General features: G+C 72.0%; 21 protein-coding genes. 4 read left to right on the top strand and 17 right to left on the bottom strand.

All coding sequences use genetic code 11. From position 1 onward, the window contains the following. Window positions 1-97: 97 nt before the first annotated feature. The 3 genes from ABD401_RS15805 to ABD401_RS15795 form a co-directional block, all read right to left on the bottom strand. Entirely contained in the window at window positions 98-361 is a 264-nt protein-coding gene (locus ABD401_RS15805; protein ID WP_344606417.1) for a hypothetical protein, read from the bottom strand. Beyond that, window positions 358-822, bottom strand: coding sequence for a DUF948 domain-containing protein (locus ABD401_RS15800; protein ID WP_344606415.1), 465 nt, complete (start codon window positions 820-822; stop codon window positions 358-360). Before ABD401_RS15800 ends, ABD401_RS15805 begins: the two co-directional genes overlap by 4 nt. 85 nt (window positions 823-907) lie before the next feature. Next, window positions 908-2,257 (bottom strand): replication-associated recombination protein A, encoded by a 1,350-nt coding sequence (locus ABD401_RS15795; RefSeq protein ID WP_344606413.1) that lies wholly within the window; start codon window positions 2,255-2,257, stop codon window positions 908-910. Window positions 2,258-2,342: 85 nt separating this feature from the next. On the opposite strand from ABD401_RS15795, the gene ABD401_RS15790 reads away from it, so the two are divergent. Next, window positions 2,343-2,882: a hypothetical protein gene (locus tag ABD401_RS15790; RefSeq protein WP_344606411.1), complete on the top strand. Its 540-nt coding sequence runs from the start codon at window positions 2,343-2,345 to the stop codon at window positions 2,880-2,882. A 27-nt stretch (window positions 2,883-2,909) separates the two neighbouring features. On the opposite strand, the gene aspS is transcribed toward ABD401_RS15790, so the two are convergent. Then, window positions 2,910-4,643 carry an aspartate--tRNA ligase gene (gene aspS / locus ABD401_RS15785; protein WP_344606409.1) on the bottom strand — a complete coding sequence of 578 codons (1,734 nt, stop codon included), beginning with the start codon at window positions 4,641-4,643 and terminating at the stop codon, window positions 2,910-2,912. A 4-nt stretch (window positions 4,644-4,647) separates the two neighbouring features. Beyond that, window positions 4,648-5,361: an MBL fold metallo-hydrolase gene (locus ABD401_RS15780; RefSeq protein ID WP_344606407.1), complete on the bottom strand. Its 714-nt coding sequence runs from the start codon at window positions 5,359-5,361 to the stop codon at window positions 4,648-4,650. 166 nt (window positions 5,362-5,527) lie between these two features. Here ABD401_RS15780 and ABD401_RS15775 point away from each other — a divergent pair, with 166 nt between their 5' ends. Together ABD401_RS15775 and ABD401_RS15770 are read left to right on the top strand one after the other, a co-directional pair. After that, complete coding sequence (locus ABD401_RS15775) at window positions 5,528-6,478, top strand: peptidylprolyl isomerase (protein WP_344606405.1); 951 nt, start codon at window positions 5,528-5,530, stop codon at window positions 6,476-6,478. 50 nt (window positions 6,479-6,528) lie between these two features. Continuing rightward, window positions 6,529-7,866 (top strand): DUF349 domain-containing protein, encoded by a 1,338-nt coding sequence (locus tag ABD401_RS15770; protein WP_344606403.1) that lies wholly within the window; start codon window positions 6,529-6,531, stop codon window positions 7,864-7,866. 40 nt (window positions 7,867-7,906) lie between these two features. Here ABD401_RS15770 and map read toward each other — a convergent pair whose 3' ends face one another. From map to pdxS, 12 genes are all read right to left on the bottom strand, one after another. Then, window positions 7,907-8,680, bottom strand: a complete 774-nt coding sequence (gene map, locus ABD401_RS15765; protein ID WP_344606401.1) for a type I methionyl aminopeptidase — start codon at window positions 8,678-8,680, stop codon at window positions 7,907-7,909. 34 nt (window positions 8,681-8,714) lie between these two features. Continuing rightward, window positions 8,715-11,054: a RelA/SpoT family protein gene (locus ABD401_RS15760; RefSeq protein WP_344606399.1), complete on the bottom strand. Its 2,340-nt coding sequence runs from the start codon at window positions 11,052-11,054 to the stop codon at window positions 8,715-8,717. Between the two features lie 43 nt (window positions 11,055-11,097). After that, window positions 11,098-11,640, bottom strand: a complete 543-nt coding sequence (locus ABD401_RS15755) for an adenine phosphoribosyltransferase (protein ID WP_344606397.1) — start codon at window positions 11,638-11,640, stop codon at window positions 11,098-11,100. Window positions 11,641-11,642: 2 nt separating this feature from the next. Further along, complete coding sequence (gene secF, locus ABD401_RS15750; RefSeq protein WP_344606395.1) at window positions 11,643-12,776, bottom strand: protein translocase subunit SecF; 1,134 nt, start codon at window positions 12,774-12,776, stop codon at window positions 11,643-11,645. Window position 12,777: 1 nt separating this feature from the next. Beyond that, window positions 12,778-14,556: a protein translocase subunit SecD gene (secD, locus tag ABD401_RS15745; RefSeq protein ID WP_344606393.1), complete on the bottom strand. Its 1,779-nt coding sequence runs from the start codon at window positions 14,554-14,556 to the stop codon at window positions 12,778-12,780. A gap of 19 nt (window positions 14,557-14,575) precedes the next feature. Further along, a complete protein-coding gene (yajC, locus tag ABD401_RS15740; protein WP_344606391.1) occupies window positions 14,576-14,917 on the bottom strand; it encodes a preprotein translocase subunit YajC in 342 nt (113 codons plus the stop codon). Window positions 14,918-15,046: 129 nt separating this feature from the next. Continuing rightward, a complete protein-coding gene (ruvB, locus tag ABD401_RS15735; RefSeq protein WP_344606389.1) occupies window positions 15,047-16,138 on the bottom strand; it encodes a Holliday junction branch migration DNA helicase RuvB in 1,092 nt (363 codons plus the stop codon). Next, complete coding sequence (gene ruvA / locus ABD401_RS15730; protein ID WP_344606387.1) at window positions 16,138-16,764, bottom strand: Holliday junction branch migration protein RuvA; 627 nt, start codon at window positions 16,762-16,764, stop codon at window positions 16,138-16,140. The genes ruvB and ruvA overlap by 1 nt, the downstream gene beginning before the upstream one ends. Further along, window positions 16,761-17,315, bottom strand: a complete 555-nt coding sequence (ruvC, locus tag ABD401_RS15725) for a crossover junction endodeoxyribonuclease RuvC (RefSeq protein WP_344606385.1) — start codon at window positions 17,313-17,315, stop codon at window positions 16,761-16,763. The genes ruvA and ruvC overlap by 4 nt, the downstream gene beginning before the upstream one ends. Window positions 17,316-17,409: 94 nt before the next feature. Continuing rightward, on the bottom strand, window positions 17,410-18,162 hold the full coding sequence (locus ABD401_RS15720; protein WP_344606384.1) for a YebC/PmpR family DNA-binding transcriptional regulator: 753 nt from the start codon (window positions 18,160-18,162) through the stop codon (window positions 17,410-17,412). Window positions 18,163-18,181: 19 nt separating this feature from the next. Next, window positions 18,182-18,811, bottom strand: a complete 630-nt coding sequence (pdxT, locus tag ABD401_RS15715; protein WP_344606383.1) for a pyridoxal 5'-phosphate synthase glutaminase subunit PdxT — start codon at window positions 18,809-18,811, stop codon at window positions 18,182-18,184. Further along, window positions 18,808-19,719: a pyridoxal 5'-phosphate synthase lyase subunit PdxS gene (gene pdxS / locus ABD401_RS15710; RefSeq protein WP_344606382.1), complete on the bottom strand. Its 912-nt coding sequence runs from the start codon at window positions 19,717-19,719 to the stop codon at window positions 18,808-18,810. The genes pdxT and pdxS overlap by 4 nt, the downstream gene beginning before the upstream one ends. A 276-nt stretch (window positions 19,720-19,995) precedes the next feature. Between pdxS and ABD401_RS15705 the strand changes: the two genes are divergently transcribed. Beyond that, window positions 19,996-22,236, top strand: coding sequence for an acyltransferase family protein (locus ABD401_RS15705; protein ID WP_344606380.1), 2,241 nt, complete (start codon window positions 19,996-19,998; stop codon window positions 22,234-22,236).

Genomic DNA, 22,236 nt, shown 5'->3' with positions numbered 1-22,236 from the left:
CCAGTTCCTGTGAGCGTGTCTGCGTCGTTCGAGGGCGCCGGATCGAGGGTACGTGGGCGACGCGCCGACCCTCGACGCAGTAACTCCCGGTCGAGGATCAGCGCGCGGTAGCTCGCGAGCCCGGCTCGGGCTCCAGGTCGTCGTTCAGCCCGAAGGCGTCGCGGATCTCGTCCTCGCGGTCCCACATCGCCTCGCGGACGTCCATCCCGAACTGCCGGATCGCGTCCCCCAGGTCGGTGATGCTCTCCGCCAGACGGTCCGAGATCCCCGCCGGCGTCAGCTGCTCCAGGGCGCGCGAGGCCTTCCGCGTCACCATCACCCCGGCCGCGACGCCCAGGCCGGTCCAGAACAGGCGCTTCACTTCGACGCCGTCCGTCGTGCCTTGCCGGCGGCCTTCGCCGAGCGCCGCTTCCCGCGGCGCTTGCGGTGCGCCTCACGGCGCATCTCGTCCCGGACCCGCTTCTGGACCTCGCGCTGCTTCTTGGTCCCCATCGCCCGGCGCACGCCGTAGGTGAACGACACCGCCTTGATCAGCGGGTTCCCCATCCCGACCGTGGCGATCGCCGTCAGGGCCTTCGCGTTCCGCGTGATCGAGGAGACGTTGTCGGTGATTTGCTCCACCGACGCCAGCGTCACGTTCGTCGTCGCGACCGTCGCCGTCACCTCGGTGAGCACCGGGACGGTCGAGTCCCCGACCTCGCCGACGACCCGCGTGAGCTCCTTGAGCGCCCCACCGAGCTTGAGGAGCACGTACGACAGGAACAGGACGAGGACCGCCCACGCCACGGCCACGATCAGGCCCGCGAGCTCTCCAGCTGACACCTGGGTCCGCCTTCCTCTGGTTCGACGGCGACCTTATCGGGAGCTTCCGGACCCCGCCGGGGGTGCCCCGGGCGCCCACCCCGGGTCAGCCCGCATCGCCCCGGAGGATGGCGCGCAACCGCGACAGCCGGTCGGACAGGCCACGCTCGGCGCCGTTGTCGGTCGGCGCGTAGTAGTCCTTCCCGTGGACGGCGTCGGGGGCGTACTGCTGCTCGACGACGCCGTGGGGGTAGTCGTGCGAGTACTTGTAGCCCTTGCCGTGGCCCATGCCCTTCGCGCCGGGGTAGTGCGAGTCCCGCAGATGGCTCGGGACCGGGCCCGCGACCCCGGCCCGCAGGTCGGCCACCGCGGCGCCCAGAGCGGTCGTGACCGCGTTGGACTTCGGCGCCAGGGCCAGGTGGACGGTGGCGTGCGCCAGGTTCAGCTGAGCCTCCGGCATCCCGATCAGCTGCACCGCCTGGGCCGCCGCCACCGCCGTCGGCAGCGCGGTCGGATCGGCCATGCCGATGTCCTCGCTCGCGAGAATCACCAGCCGGCGGGCGATGAACCGGGGGTCCTCGCCGGCCTCCACCATGCGCGCCAGGTAGTGCAGCGCGGCGTCGACGTCGCTCCCCCGCAGTGACTTGATGAACGCGCTGATGACGTCGTAGTGCTGGTCCCCGTCCCGGTCGTAGCGCGCCGCGGCCTGGGCGACCGCGTGCTCGACGAGCTCGAGCGAGACCTCCGTCTGCTCCAGGTCCAGGGCGGCCCCGGCGGCGGCCTCCAGCGCCGTCAGCGCGCGGCGGGCGTCGCCGCCGGCGATCCGGAGCAGGTGCTCCCGCGCCGCCGGCGCCAGCGTCACCGCGCCGGCCAGGCCGTGCGCGGCGGTCAGCGCCCGGTCGATCAACACGCCGACGTCGGCATCGGTGAGCGGCCGCAGCGTCAGCAGCAGCGATCGCGAGAGCAGCGGCGAGATCACCGAGAAGTGCGGGTTCTCGGTCGTCGCGGCGACCAGGGTGACGGTCCGGTCCTCCACCCCGTGCAGCAGCGAGTCCTGCTGCGCCTTCGAGAACCGGTGCACCTCGTCGAGGAACAGGACGGTCTCCGGGCCCCCGACCGAGAGGTCCTTCTTCGCGGCGGCCAGGGCGTCCCGGACGTCCTTCACCCCGGCCGTGACCGCGGAGAGTTCCACGAACTTGCGGCCGGTCGCCGCGGAGATGATGCGGGCCAGCGTCGTCTTCCCCGTCCCGGGCGGGCCCCAGAGCAGCACGGACGACGGCGCCGCCGGTCCCGACCTCCCCGCACCGTCGACGAGACGCCGCAGCGGAGCCCCCGGGGCCAGCAGGTGGTCCTGACCGACGACGTCGTCGAGCGTCCGCGGCCGCATCCGGGCCGCCAACGGCGCGGGCCGGTGCGCCCGCCCCGCGGACTCGAACAGGGTCTCCGGTTCGCTCACGCCGCCGACCTTAGTTCGCGCCGGGCGTTAGGCCGCTCGGGTGACGCCCGGTATCGCCGCGCGCGGGCCCGGGTATGCGGCGGGCGTGAGCGGGTCCATCCGGCCGGGCCGCGTTCCCGTCGCGGCCGCCGCCGTTGCCCTCGTCGTGGGCATCGTCGGCGGCCTCGGCGCGGGAACGGTCTCGGCGCGCGCCCGGTCCGAGCCGGCCCCGGCGGCGGATCCCACCCGGCCCGTCTCGGACTGGGCCGAGGCGAGGGTGACCTGCCGCTTCCAGCAGGTCGGCGACCCGGTTCGGCTGACCGGCGCGCCCGGGTCGGTCGCGGTCGCCCGCGGGACCTGGCGCCCGGGGACCTGCCCGGTCCCGCAGGCGAAGGTGAAGGTCCGGCTCCAGGCCCGGCATGACGGCGACTGGTACGACATCGAGGACACCGCCGGCCTCGTCCGCAGCGGCACCCGGGTCCAGGCCACCTTCGACTGTCACAACACGCTCGCCACGAAGTGGCGCAGCGTCGTCGACGTCGACCTGCCCGACGCCGCCGACGACCCGCAGCAGTTGATCACCCCGGCCCGGACCCTGAAGTGCTGTCCGGACCCGGCCGAGCTCAGGCGGAGCCGGCGGGCCTGACCCGCCCGCCGCGCAGCCGAGCGACCGTCAGGCCGGCGGCGGCGCGTCGATGCCGGCGTCCTTGCGCTGGGCCGGCGTGATCGGCGACGGGGCCCCGGTGAGGGGGTCGCCACCCGAGGCGGTCTTCGGGAACGCGATGACGTCGCGGATCGACTCGGCGCCGGTGAGCAGGGCGCACATGCGGTCGAGGCCGAGCGCGATACCGCCGTGCGGCGGCGGACCGAACTGGAAGGCCTCCAGGAGGAACCCGAACTGGTCCTCCGCCTGGTCCTTCGTCAGCCCGATGAACTCGAAGACCCGCGACTGGACGTCGCTGCGGTGGATACGGATCGACCCGCCGCCGAGCTCGGTGCCGTTCAGGACGATGTCGTAGGCGTCCGAGAGCGCGTGCTCGGGGTCGGTGTCGAAGGTGTCGACGTACTCGGGCGTCGGCGAGGTGAACGGGTGGTGCACGGGGCTCCACCCACCGGCGGTGGTCTTCTCGAACATCGGCGCGTCGACGATCCAGACGAACTCCCAGCGGGAGGTGTCGATCAGGTCGCAGCGGCGGCCGATCTCGAGGCGGGCCGCGCCCAGCAGCGCCAGCGTCGCGGTGCGCTCGCCGGCGCCGAGGAAGATGCAGTCGCCCGGGTTGGCGCCCACGGCCGCGACGAGACCGTCGCGCTCGGCGTCGGACAGGTTCTTCGCGACACCGCCGAGCGTCCCGTCCTGACCCACCGTCACGTACGCGAGGCCCTTGGCCCCTCGGGCCTTGGCCCAGTCCTGCCAGTTGTCGAGCTCGCGTCGGGTCTGCGCGGCACCGCCGGGCATGACGACCGCACCGACGTGCTCGGCCTGGAACACCCGGAACTCGGTGCCCTGGAAGTACTCGGTCAGGTCGACCAGCTCGCACCCGAAGCGCAGGTCGGGCTTGTCCGACCCGAATCGGCGCTCGGCCTCGTGCCAGGTCATCTGCGGGATCTCGGCCGGGATCTCGTAACCCACGAGCTCCGACCACACCGCGCGGAGCACCTTCTCGGTGACGGCGCGGACGTCGGCCTGCGTGCAGAACGACATCTCGACGTCCAGCTGGGTGAACTCCGGCTGGCGGTCGGCGCGGAAGTCCTCGTCCCGGAAGCAGCGCGCGATCTGGTAGTACCGCTCCAGGCCGGCCACCATCAGCAGCTGCTTGAACAGCTGCGGCGACTGGGGCAGCGCGTACCAGGTACCCGGCTGCAGACGCACCGGCACGAGGAAGTCGCGCGCACCCTCCGGCGTGGACCGGGTCAGGTACGGGGTCTCGACGTCGAGGAAGCCCTCGGACTCCATCACCGACCGGATGATGTGGTTGACCTTCGACCGCAGCCGCATGTTCTCGGCCATCGTCGTGCGGCGCAGGTCGAGGTAGCGGTACTTGAGCCGCGCCTCCTCGCTGATGTTGCCCACGCCGTGGTCGTCGATCGGGAACGGCAGCGGCGCCGCCTCGGAGAGGACGACCACCTCGCTCGCGATGACCTCGATCTCGCCGGTCGCGAGGTTCGGGTTCGCGTTGCCCTCCGGCCGCAGGGAGACCTCGCCGGTGATTTTGAGGCAGTACTCGTTGCGCAGCCCGTGCGCGACCGACTCGTCCCGGACGACGACCTGGACGACGCCCGAGGCGTCCCGCAGGTCGAGGAAGGCGACCCCGCCGTGGTCCCGTCGGTGCGCGACCCAGCCGGCCAGCGTGACGGTGGTGCCGGCGTCGCTCGCGCGCAGCGAGCCCCCGGTGTGCGTGCGGATCATCGGGCTACATCCCACGGTTGGGGCCGGCCAGCGGAGCTGCCTCGGCCAGGTACGGGTTGGTGGCACGCTCGTTGCCGATGGTCGTCGCCCCGCCGTGACCGGGCAGGACGATCGTGCCGTCGTCGAGCGGCAGGATCTTGCGGGCCAGACTGTCGAGCATCTGCTCGTAGCTGCCGCCGGGCAGGTCGGTCCGCCCGATCGAGCCCTGGAACAGGACGTCGCCGGAGAGCAACACCTGCTCGGGGACCGCCCACTGCCCCGCGTCGGGGTCGGGCGGCAGCCGGAACATCACGGACCCCCGGGTGTGGCCGGGTGCGTGGTCCACGGTGAACGTCAGCCCCGCCAGCTCGAGCGTCCCCCCGTCCGTCAGCAGCTTCACGTCGTCGGGCTCGGTGTAGGTCCGTCGCCCGCCGAACAGCTGGTCGAGCGACATCGACAGGGCCTTGCCCGGGTCGTGCAGCAGTTCCTCGTCGTCGGGGTGGATCCAGGCCGGAATCCCTCGCGCGCCGCAGACGGGCTGCACGGAGAACGTGTGGTCGAGGTGCCCGTGCGTGAGCAGGACGGCCACCGGCTGGAGCTTGTGCTCCGCCAGGACGGCGTCCAGCTGCGGGACCACGTCGATCCCGGGATCCACGACGACGCACTGCTCCCCCGGCGCCGGAGCCAGGACGAAACAGTTGGTCGCGAACATCGCGGACGGGAACCCCGTGACGAACAAGCGACCTCCCCAGCGGATCTGACGCCGCGAGACTACCCGTGCGGGCGTGTCGCCCCGCCGCGTGCGGTGCGGGAGGCCCGGAGCCCTCTTATCTAGACTGTGCGACGCCGACGCCGCGAAACGAGCGGGGATCGATCACAGCGCAAGGACCGACGAGGAGCAGTGCGTGGCCGGGCAGGGGAAGAAGACCAGCGCCGAACGGCGGCGTGAGCTGCAGGCACAGCGCCGCGCAGCAGCCGCCGCGGCGGCACGCAAGCGCCGGATGCGCATGATCGCGGGCTTCACCGCCGTGGTCCTGGCGGGTGGTGCCATCGTCGGCGCCGTCATCGGGCTGAAGCAGCTCTTCGACGACGACTCGACGGTCGCCGCCGAGGCGACCCCGACCCCGTCGCCGACGCCGGAGCCGGCCCCTGAGGGCTTCGCGAACTGCACGTACACGCCGGACGGCCCGGGCTCCAAGGAGGTCGACCCGCCGCCGAGCCTGGCCGTCGCCAAGGGCAAGTTCACGGCCCAGCTGATGATCAACAACAAGCCGGTGGTGATGGAGCTCGACGCCGCGAAGGCACCGTGCGCCGTGAACAACTTCGTGCACCTGGTGAAGAACAAGTACTACGACAACACCGAGTGCCACCGGGAGCTGAACAGCCCGGGCACCTACGTGCTGCAGTGCGGCGACCCGGACGCCACCGGTCGCGGCGGCCCCGGCTGGTCGTTCCCCGACGAGAACCTCGACGGCGCGACCTACGAGGCCGGTGTCGTGGCCATGGCGAACGCCGGCCCGAACACCAACGGCAGCCAGTTCTTCATGATGTTCAAGGACTCGGACTTCCAGCCGGACTACGTGCCGTTCGGCAAGATCGTCTCCGGGCTGGACGTGCTGACCGAGATCGCCAAGGCCGGCACCAAGGTCAACCCGGACACCGGCGCGAACGACGCTCCGAAGAACAAGGTCAAGCTGAACAAGGTGACGATCACCAAGGAGCCGAAGGTCGCCTCCCCGAGCCCGAGCCCGACGGCCTCGAGCACGCCGAAGGCGACCAGCAGCCCCAAGGCGACCAGCACCCCGCGCTCGACCCCCAAGGCGAGCAGCACCCCGAAGGCGACGAGCACCCCGTAGCTTCGGCTGCACCACAGCCGGACCACAGCCGGCGACGGCGAGGAGGAACCGTGACTGAGACGCCCGAGCAGGTCGACGGCGATCAGCCCGGTGACGTGACACCCGCACCGGCGGCCGACGTCCCGACCCCGGCGGAGGTGCCGGCGGCGACGACGCCGCCGGTCGACCGGTCGGCGTGGGGGTACGTGGACGCGGAGGGGACGGTCTTCGTCCGGACCCCGGCGGGCGACCGGGCCATCGGGTCCTGGCAGGCCGGGACGCCCGAGGAGGCGCTGGAGTTCTACGGCCGCCGCTACGACGGGCTGGTCGTCGAGCTCGACCTGCTCGAGCACCGCATCCGCGAGACCGACGTCCCGGAGAAGGAGGCCCGCAGCGCGATCGAGCGCCTCAAGGCCTCGCTCGTGGACGTCGCCGCGGTCGGTGACCTCGCCCTGCTCGACACGCGCGTCGCCGCGCTGGAGGAGCTCGCCAAGGAGCGGGCCGTCGTGGCGCGGGCCGCTCGTGCGGCGGCGCAGGCCGAGGCGCGCGCGCTCAAGGAGCGCATCGTCGCCGACGTCGAGGCGATCGGCGCCGGGACCGAGTGGCGCGTCGGCGGCGACCGGATCCGCGCGCTGCTCGACGAGTGGAAGGCCGCGCCCCGGCTGGACCGCAAGTCCGACGACGAACTCTGGTCGCGGTTCTCCGCGGCCCGCTCGCAGTTCAGCAAGCGTCGCAAGGCGCACTACGCCGAGCTGTCCGCGACCCGGAACGCCGCCAAGGCCGCCAAGGAGGCACTGGTGGCGAAGGCCGAGTCGCTCGCGACCTCGACCGACTGGGGCGCCACGTCCGACGCGTTCCGCAACCTGATGAAGGAGTGGAAGGCCGCCGGTCGCGCCGCGCGCGACGTCGACGACGCCCTGTGGGAGCGGTTCAAGGCCGCGCAGGACCAGTTCTTCTCGGCCCGCAACGCGACGTTCGCCGCCAAGGACGCCGAGCTGGCCAACAACGCGAAGGCCAAGGAGGCCCTCGTCGAGGAGGCCGAGCGGCTGCTCCCGGTCACCGACGCCGCCTCGGCCCGCAAGGCGCTGCGGGGGATCCAGGAGCGCTGGGACAAGATCGGCTCGCTCCCCCGCGACTCCCGCGGCCGGATCGAGGGTCGGCTGTCCGCGGTCGAGTCCGCGGTCCGTGAGGCCGAGGACCTCGTCCGCCAGCGCAGCAACCCCGCCGCCAAGGCGCGCGCCCAGGAGACCGTCGACTCCCTCCTCGCCGCCATCGCCAAGTACGAGAAGCAGGCGGAGAAGGCCCGGGCGGCCAACAACGCCAAGGCCCTCGCCGACGCGGAGGCCGCCGTGGCCGCGCGCCGGGAGTGGCTGGTCGAGGCCGAGAAGCTCCTCGCCGAGTTCATCTGATCGACGCCGGGGGCCCTGCGGCCCTGGCGCCGACGACCCGTCAGTTCCGGGGCAGGGTGAGGATCTCCGCGCCGTCCTCCGTGATCGCGATCGTGTGCTCGCTGTGGGCGGTGCGGCAGCCGGTGGCGCTGCGGAGCGTCCAGCCGTCGTCGTCGAAGACGAGTTCGTCGGTGTCCGCCATCACCCACGGCTCGAGCGCGAGCAGCAGGCCGGGGCGCAGCCGGTAGCCACGGCCCGGTTCGCCGATGTTCGAGATGTGCGGGTCCTGGTGCATGGTCGTCCCGACGCCGTGGCCGCCGAACTCGGTGTTCACCGGGTAGCCCGCGCCGCTCAGGACGGCCCCGATCGCGAAGGAGATGTCGCCGACGCGCGCGTCCGGCTTCGCGGCCGCGATCCCCGCCGCGAGGGCCCGCTCGGTCGCCTCGATCAGCGCGACCTCCGCCGGTGGCCGCCGGTCCCCCACGTGGAAGCTGATCGCCGAGTCGGCGACCACGCCTCCGAGGGAGACGGCAAGGTCGAGCGAGAGCAGGTCGCCGTCGGCGAGCGTGTAGTCGTACGGCCGGCCGTGCAGCACCGCGTCGTTGACCGATGTGCAGATGTAGTGCCCGAACGGACCGCGCCCGAACGAGGGCGCGTAGTCGACGTAGCAGGAGACGGCGCCGGCGTCGAAGATCATCTCCTTCGTCCAGGCGTCGATCTCGAGGAGGTTGACGCCGACCGCCGCACGGCTGCGGACGGTCTGCAGGATGTGCGCGACCAGGGCACCGGTCTCCCGGGCGCGCGCGATCTCGGACGGGCTGAGGATCTCGATCATGCGGTCAGGTCCGTGCTTTCGGAGTTCAGGGCGTTCAGGAGCCGGAGCCGTTGTTGGTGCCGGTGACGCGGTAGGCGTCGAAGACGCCGTCGATGCCGCGCACCGCCTTGAGGATGTGGCCCAGGTGCTTCGGGTCGCCCATCTCGAAGGTGAACTTGCTGATCGCGATCCGGTCGCGCGTGGTCGCCACGGTCGCGGACAGGATGTTGACGTGCTGGTCGGACAGCACCCGCGTGATGTCCGAGAGCAGGCGGGCGCGGTCGAGCGCCTCGACCTGGATCGAGACCAGGAACACCGACGAGGACGTCGGGGCCCACTCGACCTCGACCATGCGCTCGGTCTGCGTGCCGATCGAGGCGACGTTCGTGCAGTCCGTGCGGTGCACCGAGACGCCGCTGCCGCGGGTGACGAATCCGAGGATCTCGTCGCCCGGCACCGGGGTGCAGCAGCGCGCGAGTTTCACCCACACGTCGTCGACGCCCTTGACCACGACACCGGGATCGCCGTGCGGGCGGATCTTGCCGCGGGCGCGCGTCGGTGTGGTGGCCTCCGCGACGTCCTCGGTCGTGGAGTCGGTGCCGCCGAGGGACTGCACGAGCCGCTGCACGACCGCCTGCGCGGAGTTGTGGCCCTCGCCGACCGCGGCGTACAGCGCGGAGATGTCGGCGAGGCGCATCTCGTGCGCGATGGCGGTGAGCGACTCCGAGGTCAGCAGGCGCTGGATCGGCAGGCCCTGCTTGCGCATCGCGCGGGCGAGCTGTTCCTTGCCCCGCTCGATGGCCTCCTCGCGGCGCTCCTTCGAGAACCACTGCTTGATCTTGTTGCGGGCCCGCGGGCTGGCGACGAAGTCGAGCCAGTCCCGGCTCGGCCCTGACCCCGAGCCGGTGCCCTTGGCGGTGAGGATCTCGACCACGTCGCCGTTGGCGAGCTTGCTCTCCAGCGGGACGAGACGGCCGTTGACCCGCGCGCCGATGCAGCGGTGGCCGACCTCGGTGTGGACGGCGTAGGCGAGGTCGACCGGCGTCGAGCCCAGGGGCAGCGCGATCGCGTCACCGGCCGGGGTGAAGACGTACACCTCGGCGGTGCCGAGGTCGAAACGCAGCGTCTCGAGGAACTCGCCGGGGTCGGCGGTCTCCTTCTGCCAGTCGAGCAACTGACGTAGCCACAGCATGTCCTCGCCGGCGCTCTTCTCGCCGCTCGTGGCCGCCAGGGTGCCCGGCGCACCGGACTGGTCGCCGTTCACCTCGGCCTTGTACTTCCAGTGCGCGGCGACGCCGTACTCGGCGCGGCGGTGCATCGCGTGCGTGCGGATCTGCAGCTCGACGGGCTTGCCCTCCGGACCGATCACCGTCGTGTGCAGCGACTGGTACATGTTGAACTTCGGCATCGCGATGTAGTCCTTGAACCGGCCCGGGACCGGGTTCCACCGCGCGTGCACGGCGCCGAGGGTCGCGTAGCAGTCACGGACCGACTCGACGAGGATGCGAATGCCGACGAGGTCGTAGATGTCGGCGAAGTCGCGACCGCGCACGATCATCTTCTGGTAGATCGAGTAGTAGTGCTTCGGACGCCCCGTCACGCGCGCCTTGATCCGGGCCGCCTTGAGGTCGGCGTCGACCTGGTCGATGACGACGGCGAGGTAGTCGTCGCGGGACGGCGCGCGGTCGGCGACCAGGCGCACGATCTCGTCGTACATCTTCGGGTACAGCGTCGCGAACGAGAGGTCCTCGAGCTCCCACTTCACGGTGTTCATACCGAGGCGGTGGGCCAGCGGCGCGTAGATCTCGAGCGTCTCGCGCGCGGTGCGCTCCTGCTTCGCCTGCGGCATGTAGCGCAGCGTCCGCATGTTGTGGAGCCGGTCCGCGAGCTTGATGACGAGCACGCGGATGTCGCGCGCCATCGCGATGACCATCTTGCGGACGGTCTCGGCCTGGGCCGCGTCGCCGTAGTGGACCTTGTCGAGCTTGGTGACGCCGTCGACGAGCGAGGCGATCTCCGAGCCGAAGTCCGCCGCGACGGCCTCGAGCGTGTAGTCCGTGTCCTCGACGGTGTCGTGGAGCAGGGCCGCGCACAGGGTCGGCGGCTCCATGCCGAGCTCGGCGAGGATCGTCGCGACCGACAGTGGGTGGGTGATGTACGGGTCGCCCGAGCGGCGGAGCTGGCCGCGGTGGCACTCCTCTGCGACCTGGTAGGCCCGCTCCAGGATCCGGAGGTCCGCCTTGGGGTGCGACTGCCGGACGCTGCGGAACAGCGGCTCCAGGACCGGGTTGCCCGAGGGCGCCCGCGTGCCACCGAGACGCGCCAGCCGCGCCCGCACGCGGCGGGTGGGCGGTGGGGCGTCCGGCGTCGTGGTGGGTACCGCCGGGTCGCTCATCAATTCATGTTAACGGTGTTGAGCGGCGCCGTCTTACCGCTGATCAGACGCCCTGGAGCGAGGTCAGCGGCAGGTCGGGCAGCCGCTCCCGGCCGCCGAGGGCCCCCAGCTCGAGGGCCACGAGCGCCCCGACCGGGATCGCGCCGGCCTCCCGGACCAGCTGGGCGGTCGCCGCGAGCGTCCCGCCGGTCGCCAGGACGTCGTCGACGATCACCGCCCGGGCGCCGGGCGTGAGGGCGTCGGTGTGCATGTGCAGCACCGCCTCGCCGTACTCCAGCGCGTACGCCACCGAACGGGTGGTGAAGGGCAGTTTGCCGGGCTTGCGGACCGGGACGAACCCGACGCCGAGCGCGAGTGCGAGCGGCGAGCCCAGGATGAAGCCCCGCGCCTCGATCGCGACGACGACGTCCGGGCTCATCGCCCGGGCCGCGTCGGTCAGCTCCCCCGTGACCGCCGCGAGCGCACCCGCGTCGGCCAGCACCGGGGCGATGTCCTTGAACTGGATCCCCGGCACCGGGAAGTCCGGCACGTTCCGGACCAGGGCCCGCCAGTCGGCGCCCAAGGACCTGCCTACCGCGCTGCCCACGCTCACTTCCTCTTCGGTCGCGTGTTCCGGCCGCCCCGCGGCCCGCCGCGCTTGGGCTGCACCCGCTCCCCCGGCGCTCGGGGGGTCGCGACCGCGGTCCGAGCGGGCGCCGGCTCCGGGGCGGGCTCGGTCGATCCGTCGGCGCGCCGGCCGGCCGGCGCCTTCTTGGCCAGCGCGGCCTCGCGGACGGCGACGCGCTTGGCGAGCTCCTGCATCTCCGGCTCGCGCTCCTTGAGGAACGCGACCATCGGAGTCGCGAGGCAGATCGAGGAGTACGCACCCACCGCCATGCCGATGAACAGGACGAGCGACAGGTCCTTCAGCGTACCCGCCCCGAGCAGGCCGGCACCGACGAAGAGAAGACCGCTCACCGGCAGCAGCGCGATCACCGTGGTGTTGATCGAGCGGACCAGCGTCTGATTGACCGCCAGGTTCGCGGCCTTGCTGTACGTGGACTTGTTCGTCTTCTTCAGGTCCCCGGTGTTCTCGCGGACCTTGTCGAACACGACGACCGTGTCGTAGAGGGAGTAGCCCAGGATCGTCAGCAGACCGATCACGGTGGCCGGCGTGACGACGAACCCGACGATCGCGTAGATGCCGACCGTGATGACGAGGTCGTGCAGCAGCGCGAGCAGTGCACCGATCGCCATCTTGAACTCGAAGACGATGGCGAGGTAGACCGCCACCAGCGCGAGGAAGATCAGCAGCGAGGTCAGGGCCTTGTTGGTGACGTCGTCACCCCAGCTCGGACCGACCACGTTCGTGGTGATGTCCGCGGGCGGGACGTTGAGCTCCTTGGACAGCGCCTCCGTGATCGGCTGCGCCTCCTCGGCGCTGACCGCGGTCGTCTCGATCCGGTAGCGGTCGCTGCCGAGCTTCTGAACCTTGGGTTCCTCGGCGCCCGCCCCCTCGACGATGTCGCGGACCTCGCCGACACTCGTCGTCGCGGACGACACCTCGAACACCGAGCCGCCGTCGAACTCCACGCCGAGGTCGAGCCCCCGGAAGCCCAGCCCCAGTGCGGAGACGACGAGAACCGCACAGCTGATCAGGAACCACAGGCGGCGGCGTCCGACGAAGTCGAAGGAGCGCTCGCCCCGCTGCAGCTGACCACCGAGGTCGGCAAGTCGCGACATCTCAGGCCTCCCCGCCGGCCGGCGTGGCTGCGGCCGGGCGCACGCCGAGGCTCGCCCGGTTCACCCCGGAGAACTTCTGTGCCCGGTAGAAGTACGGATGGCGGAAGGCCAGGCTGATCAGCGGCTTGGTGAAGAACACGATCACCACGACGTCGATGACCGTCATGACACCGAGGGTGAACGCGAAGCCCTTCACGTCCGCGACCGAGAAGTAGTACAGGACGCCCGCCGCGAGCAGCGAGACGAAGTTCGCCGACAGGATCGTGCGCCGCGCCCGGAGCCAGCCGTACTCGGCCGCGGTCCGCGGACTGCGGCCCTCCCGGATCTCGTCGCGCAGTCGCTCGAAGTACACGACGAAGGAGTCCGCGGTGATGCCGATGGACACGATCAGACCGGCGACGCCGGCGAGCGAGAGCCGGTAGCCCATCGCCTCGCCGAGCAGGGACACCGTGATCCAGGCCATCGCGGCCGCGACCACGAGGCCGGCGAGCGCCATCAGGCCGAGGCCCCGGTAGTAGAAGACGCTGTAGACGACGACGAGCACCATGCCGATCGCGCCGGCGATCAGGCCGCCCTTGAGCTGGTCGTCGCCGACCGTCGCCGAGATCGTCGTGATCGTGCTCTTCTCGAAGGCCAGCGGGAGCGCGCCGTACTTCAGGACGTTCGCGAGGTCCTTGGCCTCCTGCGCCTTGAAGTTGCCGGTGATCTCCGCCTGGCCGCTCGGGATCTCGTAGGTGACCCGGGGGGCCGAGTACACGACGCCGTCGAGCACGATCGCCAGCTGGTTGTTCGGCTCCCCCTGACTGGCCAGCGTCCGCGTCAGGCGGGCGAACCCCGACGTTCCGGCGCCGTCGAACTCCATCTGGACCAGCCAGTTGCCGACGCCCGCGCCCTGCGGGAGCCCCGCCTCGGCCTTGGTGACCTGCGTGCCCTGCACCTCGCTCGGACCGAGGATGTACTTGGCCGTGCCGTCCTTGTCGCACGCCACGACGACGGCGTTGGCCGGCGCCTGGTCACCACCCTGACGAGCCGCGGGGTCCAGGCAGTTCAGCGCGTTGAACTCGTCCCGGATCGCCTGCGTGATCGTCCCGGGCGCGTCTGACGCGTCGTCAGCCTTGCCGTCCTTCTTGTCCCCGTCCTTCTTGCCGTCGTCCTTCTTGCCGTCCGCCTTCGGGCTGGCCGACGGCTTGGCGGACGGGGACGGGTCGTCGGCCGCCCGCAGGGCGTCGGCGACGGCGCGGTTCGAGTCCGCGCCGGCCGAGGGCTTCGCGGACGCCTTCGGGCTCGCCGAGGCCTTCGGGGACGGGCTGGGGGTCTTGCCCAGGCCTTCCGTGAGCTCACCGAGGTCCGGCAGCCCGGTCGAGGGCGTCGGGGCGCCGAGCTGCAGCACCGGGCGGAACCGCAGCAGCGCCGTCTGGCCGACCTGGTCGACGATGCGGTTGTTGTTCTGGCCCGGGACGCTGACGACGATGTTGTCCGAGCCGAGGGTGGTGACCTGAGCCTCCGAGACGCCGAAGCCATTGACGCGCTGGCGGATGATCGCCACCGCCTGGCTCATCGCCTCACCGGTGATGCCGCCGCCCTTGCCGCCCTCGGCCTCGGGCAGGGGCTTCGCGGTCAGGGTGACGCTCGTGCCGCCGGCGAGGTCGATCGCCAACTTCGGGGTCATCGCCCCGACGCCGATCATCGTGACCAGACCGGCGATCAGCAGGGCCAGGGTCACGGCCAGCAGACGCAACGGGTTGCCGGCGCCGCGCGCCGAACCCTTGGAAGTCGACACTGTCGAAACGTCTCTCTCGTCAGTGGGACGAGGACGGGCCGGAACCCGAACCGCTCTCGTCGGTCTTCTCACCCGGCAGCGCGGTGCTCGCGGAGCCGTCGGCGCCCGCGTCCGGGTCGAGGATCTTGCCGATCGCGCCCTTGAGGAGGCGGATCTCGACGCCGGGGGCGATCTCCAGGCGCACCTCCTCCTCGTCGATCCGCGTGACCGTGCCGAAGACACCGGCAGTGGTGATGAGCTCGACGCCGGGGCGGAGGTTCTTCTCGAGGTCGGCGGCGCGGCGCGCCTGTGCCCGGCGCGGCCCGAGGATCAGCAGGTAGAACGCCGCGAAGATGAGCAGGAAGGGCAGGATCAATTCCACGGGAACGCGAGGTCCTTCCGTCACATCGGGGGCGGCACGCTGGCCCGGCCGGAGCCGCGCCGAGTCTAATCCCGCGTTCTTTGCCGCCCCGTTAACGGCGACCCGGGAGCGCCGACCGCCCCGCTCGTCTCAGGGGCTGTTGTCGAACAGCACCGGCTGGGCCGCGCTGCTTCCGCTCCCGAGCGCCCCGTTTCCCGGCGGCGGAACGAGACCAAGATGTGACCAGGCGGCGGTCGTCGCGACCCGGCCGCGGGGCGTGCGGGCGAGCAGGCCGGCGCGGACCAGGAACGGCTCCGCGACCTCCTCGACGGTCTCGGTCTCCTCGCCGACCGCCACGGCCAGGGTCGAGAGCCCCACCGGGCCGCCGCCGAACCGGCGGACCAGGGCGTCGAGCACGGCGCGGTCGAGCCGGTCCAGCCCGGCCTCGTCGACGTCGTAGAGGGTCAGCGCAGCCGCCGCCACGTCGGCGGTGACGACGCCGTCGGCCCGGACCTGGGCGTAGTCGCGCACGCGGCGCAGGAGCCGGTTCGCGATGCGCGGGGTCCCGCGCGAGCGCCCGGCGATCTCGGCGCCCCCATCCCGGTCGAGCGGGACGTCGAGCAACCCGGCGGACCGGCGCAGCACCTGCTCCAGCTCCGCGGGCGAGTAGAAGTCCATGTGGGCGGTGAACCCGAACCGGTCGCGCAGCGGCCCGGGCAGCAGGCCGGCCCGCGTGGTCGCGCCGACGAGGGTGAACGGCGGGATCTCCAGCGGGATCGCGGTCGCCCCGGCTCCCTTGCCGACGACGACGTCGACGCGGAAGTCCTCCATCGCTATGTAGAGCATCTCCTCGGCGGGGCGGGCCATCCGGTGGATCTCGTCGAGGAACAGCACCTCCCCCTCGCTGAGGGAGGACAGCAGCGCCGCGAGGTCGCCGGCGTGCTGGATCGCCGGACCGCTGGTCACGCGCAGCGGCATGCCCAGCTCCGCGGCGACGATCATCGCCAGCGTCGTCTTGCCCAGCCCGGGCGGACCGGAGAGCAGCAGGTGGTCCGGCGGCCGGTTGCGCAGTTTCGCGGCGTCGAGCACCAGCGAGAGCTGCTCGCGCACGCGCTGCTGGCCGACGAACTCCCCGAGCCGCTTCGGCCGCAGTGCCGCCTCGATCTCCTGCTCGTCGACGGCAGCCTCGGCGGCGACGAGGCTCTCGGCCCCGGCCGGGTCGTCGTGACTCTGACGTGCCATCAGGTGGCCCGGCCGAGCGTCTTGAGCGCCATCCGCAGCAGCACCGCGACCTGGGTCGAGGCGATGTCGAGACCGGTCTCCTCCGCCTCGGCCTGCACGACGTCGAGCGCCGACTCGGCCTCCCGGGCCGACCAGCCCAGGTTGAGCAGCGCCCCGTGCACCTGCTCCCGCCAGCCGGACGCCGGCGGGCCGGCCTGCGCCGGCACGGACGCCGCGGTGCCGCGAGGCGGGCCGAGCCGGTCCTTGAGCTCCAGCACGATCCGCTGTGCGCCCTTGCGGCCGATGCCCGGCACCTTGGTCAGGGCGTTGAGGTCCTCGGTCGAGACGGCCCGGCGCAGGGCGTCCGGGTCGTGCACGGCGAGCATCGCCTGCGCGAGCCGCGGCCCGACGCCGCTGACCGACATCAGCTGCTCGAAGACGACGCGCTCGTCCTCGTCGGCGAAGCCGAACAGGGTGAGCGAGTCCTCCCGCACGATGAGCGCGGCCGGCAGGTGCGCGCGTTCCCCCAGCCGCAGGTTGGCCAGCGTGTTCGGCGTGCAGCTCAGCGAGAGGCCGACGCCCCCGACCTCGACCACGGCGGCGTCCGGGCCCAGGGCCGCGACCCGCCCGGCGACGAAGCTGATCATCGCCATCCTTTCTGTGCAGAGCCCTTCGGCAGCCGGGACACGGGTACCTTCGCCGCCGCCGCCGACAGGCGGGCGTTGGCCGCCCCGCGCCACAGGTGGCAGATCGCGAGCGCGAGGGCGTCAGCGGCGTCGGCCGGCTTCGGCATGGCGTCCAGGCGCAGCAGCCGGGTCACCATGACGCCGACCTGGTCCTTGTCCGCCCGGCCGCTGCCGGTGACCGCGGCCTTCACCTCGCTCGGGGTGTGCAGGGCGACCGGGATGCCGTGCCGGGCCGCGGCGACGATCGCCACCGCCCCGGCCTGGGCCGTGCCCATGACCGTGCGCACGTTGTGCTGGCTGAAGACCCGCTCCACGGCGACGGCGTCGGGCCGGTGCGTCGCGAGCATCCGCTCCAGCTCACGCTCGACGCCGAGCAGGCGCGCTCCGATGTCGTCGGTCGGCGGCGTGCGGACCACGAACACGTCGACGAGGGAGATGGGCCGGCCCGGCTGCCCGTCGACGACGCCGATGCCGCACCGGGTCAGCCCCGGGTCGACCCCCAGTACGCGCACGCCACCTCCGCCGCCCGAACATACGTTCGGAACCAACGGTACGGTGAACCGAGCCCGATTCCGGCGCCGACGCGCCGAGGCCGGCGCGGAAGCGTCAGGCGTCGATCAGCGCGAGGACGTCGTCGCTGACGTCGAAGTTCGCGTAGACGTTCTGGACGTCGTCGAGGTCCTCGAGGGCCTCGATCAGGCGGAAGACCTTGCGGGCACCGTCCTCGTCGAGCGGGATGGTCATGCTCGGGAGGAAGTTGGCGTCGGCGGAGTCGTAGTCGATCCCCGCCTCCTGGAGCGCGGTGCGGACCGCGACCATGTCGGTCGCCTCGCTGATCACCTCGAACGCCTCGCCGAGGTCGTTGACCTCCTCGGCGCCCGCGTCCAGCACGGCCCCCAGCACGTCGTCCTCGGACAAGTCACCCTTGGGCACGATGACGACGCCCTTGCGGGAGAACAGGTAGGCCACCGACCCGGGGTCGCCCATCGACCCGCCGTTGCGGGTGACCGCGACGCGGACCTCGGAGGCGGCGCGGTTGCGGTTGTCGGTGAGGCACTCGATGAGGATCGCCACGCCGTTCGGGCCGTAGCCCTCGTACATGATCGTCTGGTAGTCCGCGCCGCCCGCCTCGGCACCGGAGCCGCGCTTGACGGCGCGGTCGATGTTGTCGTTCGGGACCGAGGACTTCTTCGCCTTCTGGATGGCGTCGTACAGCGTCGGGTTGCCGGCGGGGTCACCGCCGCCCGTGCGGGCCGCGACCTCGATGTTCTTGATCAGCTTGGCGAACATCTTCCCGCGGCGGGCGTCGATGACGGCCTTCTTGTGCTTGGTCGTCGCCCACTTGGAATGACCCGACATGTTGCGTCTCCCGGTTGGCTCAGCTGGTTCGCACCAGGTCGACGAAGTACCGGTGCACGCGGTCGTCCCCGGTCAGTTCCGGGTGGAAGGACGTGGCCATCAGCTCGCCCTGACGGACGGCGACGATCCTATCGGCGCGGGGTTCACGGGCCAGGACCGTGACGTCCGGTCCGACCTCCTCGACCCACGGCGCACGGATGAACACGGCGTGGAACGGGCGCTCCGGCTCGGGGAGCCCGGGGGCGTCGAGGTGGGACTCGAACGAGTCGACCTGGCGCCCGAAGGCGTTGCGCCGGACCAGGACGTCCAGGCCGCCGATGGTCGGCTGGCCGTCGATCCCGTCGGCGCCGCCACCGTTGGTGAGGCGGTCGGCGAGCAGGATCATCCCCGCACAGGAGCCGTAGACCGGCAGCCCGCCCTTGATCGCGGCCCGCAGCGGCTCGAGCAGGTCGAACGCGACGGCCAACTTGACGATCGTGGTCGACTCCCCGCCCGGGAGGACGAGCCCGTCGACGCCGGCGAGCTCGGACTCGCGGCGCACCGGGAGCGCCCGGGCGCCGAGGGAGGACAGGATCCGGACGTGCTCGCGGACGTCACCCTGCAGAGCGAGGACCCCGATGCGGGGCCCGCCGGCCGGGTTCGGGCTCACCAGCCCCGCTCGGCGAGCCGGTGCGGCACGGGGATGTCGGCGACGCTGATGCCGACCATCGCCTCGCCGAGCCCGCGCGAGACCTTCGCGATGACGTCCGGGTCGTCGTAGAAGGTCGTGGCCTTCACGATCGCCTCGGCGCGCTGCGCCGGGTTGCCGGACTTGAAGATGCCGGAGCCGACGAAGACACCGTCCGCGCCGAGCTGCATCATCATCGCCGCGTCGGCCGGGGTCGCGATGCCGCCGGCGGTGAACAGGACGACGGGCAGGCGGCCGGCCTCGGCCACCTCGCGGACCAGCTCGTACGGCGCCTGCAGCTCCTTGGCGGCCACGTACAGCTCGTCGGGGCGCAGGGAGGACAGGCGGCGGATCTCCGCCGTGATCGTGCGCATGTGCGTGACGGCGTTGGAGACGTCACCGGTGCCGGCCTCGCCCTTGGAGCGGATCATCGCCGCGCCCTCGGTGATGCGGCGCAGGGCCTCGCCCAGGTTCGTCGCGCCGCACACGAACGGCACGGTGAACTGCCACTTGTCGATGTGGTGGGCGTAGTCGGCCGGGGTGAGGACCTCGGACTCGTCGATGTAGTCGACGCCGAGGCTCTGCACGACCTGCGCCTCGACGAAGTGCCCGATCCGGGTCTTGGCCATCACGGGGATCGAGACCGCCGAGATGATGCCGTCGATCATGTCCGGGTCGGACATGCGCGCGACGCCGCCCTGGGCCCGGATGTCGGCGGGGACGCGCTCCAGCGCCATGACCGCGACCGCGCCGGCGTCCTCGGCGATCTTGGCCTGCTCCGGCGTGACGACGTCCATGATCACGCCGCCCTTGAGCATCTCGGCCATGCCGCGCTTCACGCGCGCGGTGCCGTGCACAGGAGTGGTCGGGGGGTTCTCGGGGCTGGACAACGCGGGTCCTTCGTGTCGCGGTGGGGCTTGCTCCCTGATCGGCTGATCGGCGTCATTCTAGGCGCGCTGGTCAGGCACGACGTCCGCGCGGCGGCCGCGGACGACGTGACGGCCGACGCTTTCGGTTAGCGTGGCTCTGGCCGACTTGTCCATGAGCGGCAAAAATGCGTTCGCGAAATCCTGAACGCCCTGCGGCGGCGCTCCCGGCCACGGTTACCGTCGGTCCTCGGGAGTCCGCTCGGGTCCCGGTCCGTCCGACGAGAGGTTCCTGCCCCGGTGTTCGCGTCCGAGCGCAGCTTTCGCCCGGACATCGAGGGGCTCCGGGCTGTCGCCGTCCTCCTGGTCCTCTGCTACCACGCGGACCTGCTGTGGATGACGGGCGGTTTCGTCGGCGTCGACGTGTTCTTCGTCATCTCGGGCTTCCTGATCACCCGCCTGCTGTTCGAGTCCCAGCGCAAGCACGGCCGGGTTCAGTTGGTCGAGTTCTACGTGCGCCGCATGAAGCGGCTGCTCCCCGCGGCCGCGCTGGTCACGCTGTGCGTCCTGGTGGCGGCCCGGCTGTGGAGCAACTCGCTGCACGCCGAGGACATCTCGACCGACGCCGTCTTCAGCGCGCTGTACGTGATGAACTTTCACCTCGCCGCCGAGGGCGAGGACTACCTGCGCTCCGACAACGCCGCGTCCCCCCTGACGCACTACTGGTCGCTGTCGATCGAGGAGCAGTTCTACATCGGGCTCCCGATGCTCGTGCTGGCGCTGGTGCTGGTGAACCGGACCTACCGCCGCGTCGCGCTGATCGGCGCGTTGTGCCTGGTGGTGGCGGTCTCGCTGCTGCGCTCGATCACGATGACGCCGGACAACGCCGTCGACGCCTACTACTCGCTGAGCACCCGCGCCTGGGAGTTCGGGGTCGGCGGCCTGATCGCGCTGTTCGCCCCGGCGATGCTGAAGGTGCCACGGGCGGCCGCGGTCGCGGCGTCCTGGGCCGGGCTGGCGATGATCGGCGCCGCCGGCTTCCTCTTCGACGACCGCACGGCGTTCCCGGGCAGCGCGGCGCTGCTGCCCGTCCTCGGCGCGGGCCTGGTCATCGCCGGTGGCGCGCGCCGGCACACCGCCGGGGCGGAGGCGCTGCTCGGCACCACCCCGGCGCAGTGGGTCGGCAAGCTGTCCTACTCGCTGTACCTGTGGCACTGGCCGGTGCTGGTCTTCCTGCCGCTCGCCGTCGACAAGCCGCTGACCACGCAGTGGACGCTGGTGGCGGTCGCCATCTCCGTCGGGCTCTCGGTCGTCTCCTTCGTGCTCGTCGAGCGGCCGATCCGCCGGCTCTCGCTGCGCAAGCCGATCTGGCTCGCGCCGGGGCTGGGCCTGTCGGCCGCCACCGCCCTCGCGGCGGTCGTCTTCGCCGCGACCCTGCCCGCGCTGAACGGGACCGGCGAGCCCGCGGAGGCGGCACCGGTGACGACGGCCGCCGGGAAGTCCCAGGCAACGACGGTCACCGCGGCCCTGGAGGCCGGGTTGGGCGTGGAGCGGGTGCCGAGCAACCTCACGCCCCGTCTGGAGAAGGCCGAGTCCGACAACGACTACGCCAACGGCTGTCACCTCGACTTCCGCACAGTCGCCCACCCGGCGAACTGCGCCTTCGGCAAGACCGACGCCCCGGCCGCGCGCACGATGGTGCTGCTCGGCGACTCCCACGCCGCGCAGTGGTTCGCGCCGCTGAACGACCTGGCCACCGCCCGCGGGTGGAAGCTGCTCCAGCGCACCAAGTCCGCCTGCCCGGTCGCCGCCGTCACCCCGCACTCCGAGGTGCTCCGCCGCGCGTACACCGAGTGCCCCACCTGGCGGAAGGAACGGGTCGAGGAGATCGTCAAGCTGAAGCCGGCGCTCGTCGTCGTCGGCCAGGCGAACCTGAACGTCGGCGTCAAGGAGAAGGACGCCGAGTGGGCCAAGGCCACGGTCGACACGCTGACGGCGCTGCGCGCGAGCGGCGCGCTCGTCGTCGTCCTCGGCGACAACCCCACCGCCCCGCACGACCCGGTCGACTGCGTCGCGGACAACCTCAAGGACGTCCGGCGCTGCGCGTACAGCCGCGACGCCGGGTACAAGGCGACCGCGACGCGGGCGACCACCCTCGCCTCCGCGCTGCGGACCGCCGGGTTCGACCTGCTGCCGACCACCGACTGGATCTGCGCCCGCGAGAAGTGCCCGGCGATCGTCGGCAACATGCTCGTCTACCGCGACGACAACCACATCACGAAGACGTTCTCCAAGTGGCTGGCCCCGCTGCTCGAGCCGATCGTCGTCTACGCCGAGGCCCGGAGCCCCGTCGCGGCCCCCGCGCCGACGCCGACACCCGCTCCCTCACCGACCCCGGCCCCGGAGACCCCGGCATCCACCCCGGCCCCGGAGACCCCCGCGCCCACCCCGGTGCCGGAGACACCGGCGCCACCGCCGCCGACGCCGACCCCGGTCCCGACCATCGAGTCCGACGTCCCGGCGGGCGGGTCCTCGGACTGA

Origin of the sequence: Sporichthya brevicatena, assembly GCF_039525035.1 — a bacterium.
In the GTDB taxonomy this organism is placed as follows: domain Bacteria; phylum Actinomycetota; class Actinomycetes; order Sporichthyales; family Sporichthyaceae; genus Sporichthya; species Sporichthya brevicatena.
The sequence above is the reverse complement of the archived record's forward strand: the minus strand, read 5'-3'. Positions and strand labels throughout refer to the sequence as shown.

What these genes read in the sequence shown, in the direction of transcription:
- aspS (WP_344606409.1), bottom strand. Translation starts at nt 4,643, where the DNA reads ATGATCCGCACGCACACCGGGGGCTCGCTGCGCGCGAGCGACGCCGGC.
- map (WP_344606401.1), bottom strand. Translation starts at nt 8,680, where the DNA reads ATGATCGAGATCCTCAGCCCGTCCGAGATCGCGCGCGCCCGGGAGACC.
- ABD401_RS15760 (WP_344606399.1), bottom strand. Translation starts at nt 11,054, where the DNA reads ATGAGCGACCCGGCGGTACCCACCACGACGCCGGACGCCCCACCGCCC.
- secF (WP_344606395.1), bottom strand. Translation starts at nt 12,776, where the DNA reads ATGTCGCGACTTGCCGACCTCGGTGGTCAGCTGCAGCGGGGCGAGCGC.
- ruvB (WP_344606389.1), bottom strand. Translation starts at nt 16,138, where the DNA reads ATGGCACGTCAGAGTCACGACGACCCGGCCGGGGCCGAGAGCCTCGTC.
- ruvA (WP_344606387.1), bottom strand. Translation starts at nt 16,764, where the DNA reads ATGATCAGCTTCGTCGCCGGGCGGGTCGCGGCCCTGGGCCCGGACGCC.
- ABD401_RS15720 (WP_344606384.1), bottom strand. Translation starts at nt 18,162, where the DNA reads ATGTCGGGTCATTCCAAGTGGGCGACGACCAAGCACAAGAAGGCCGTC.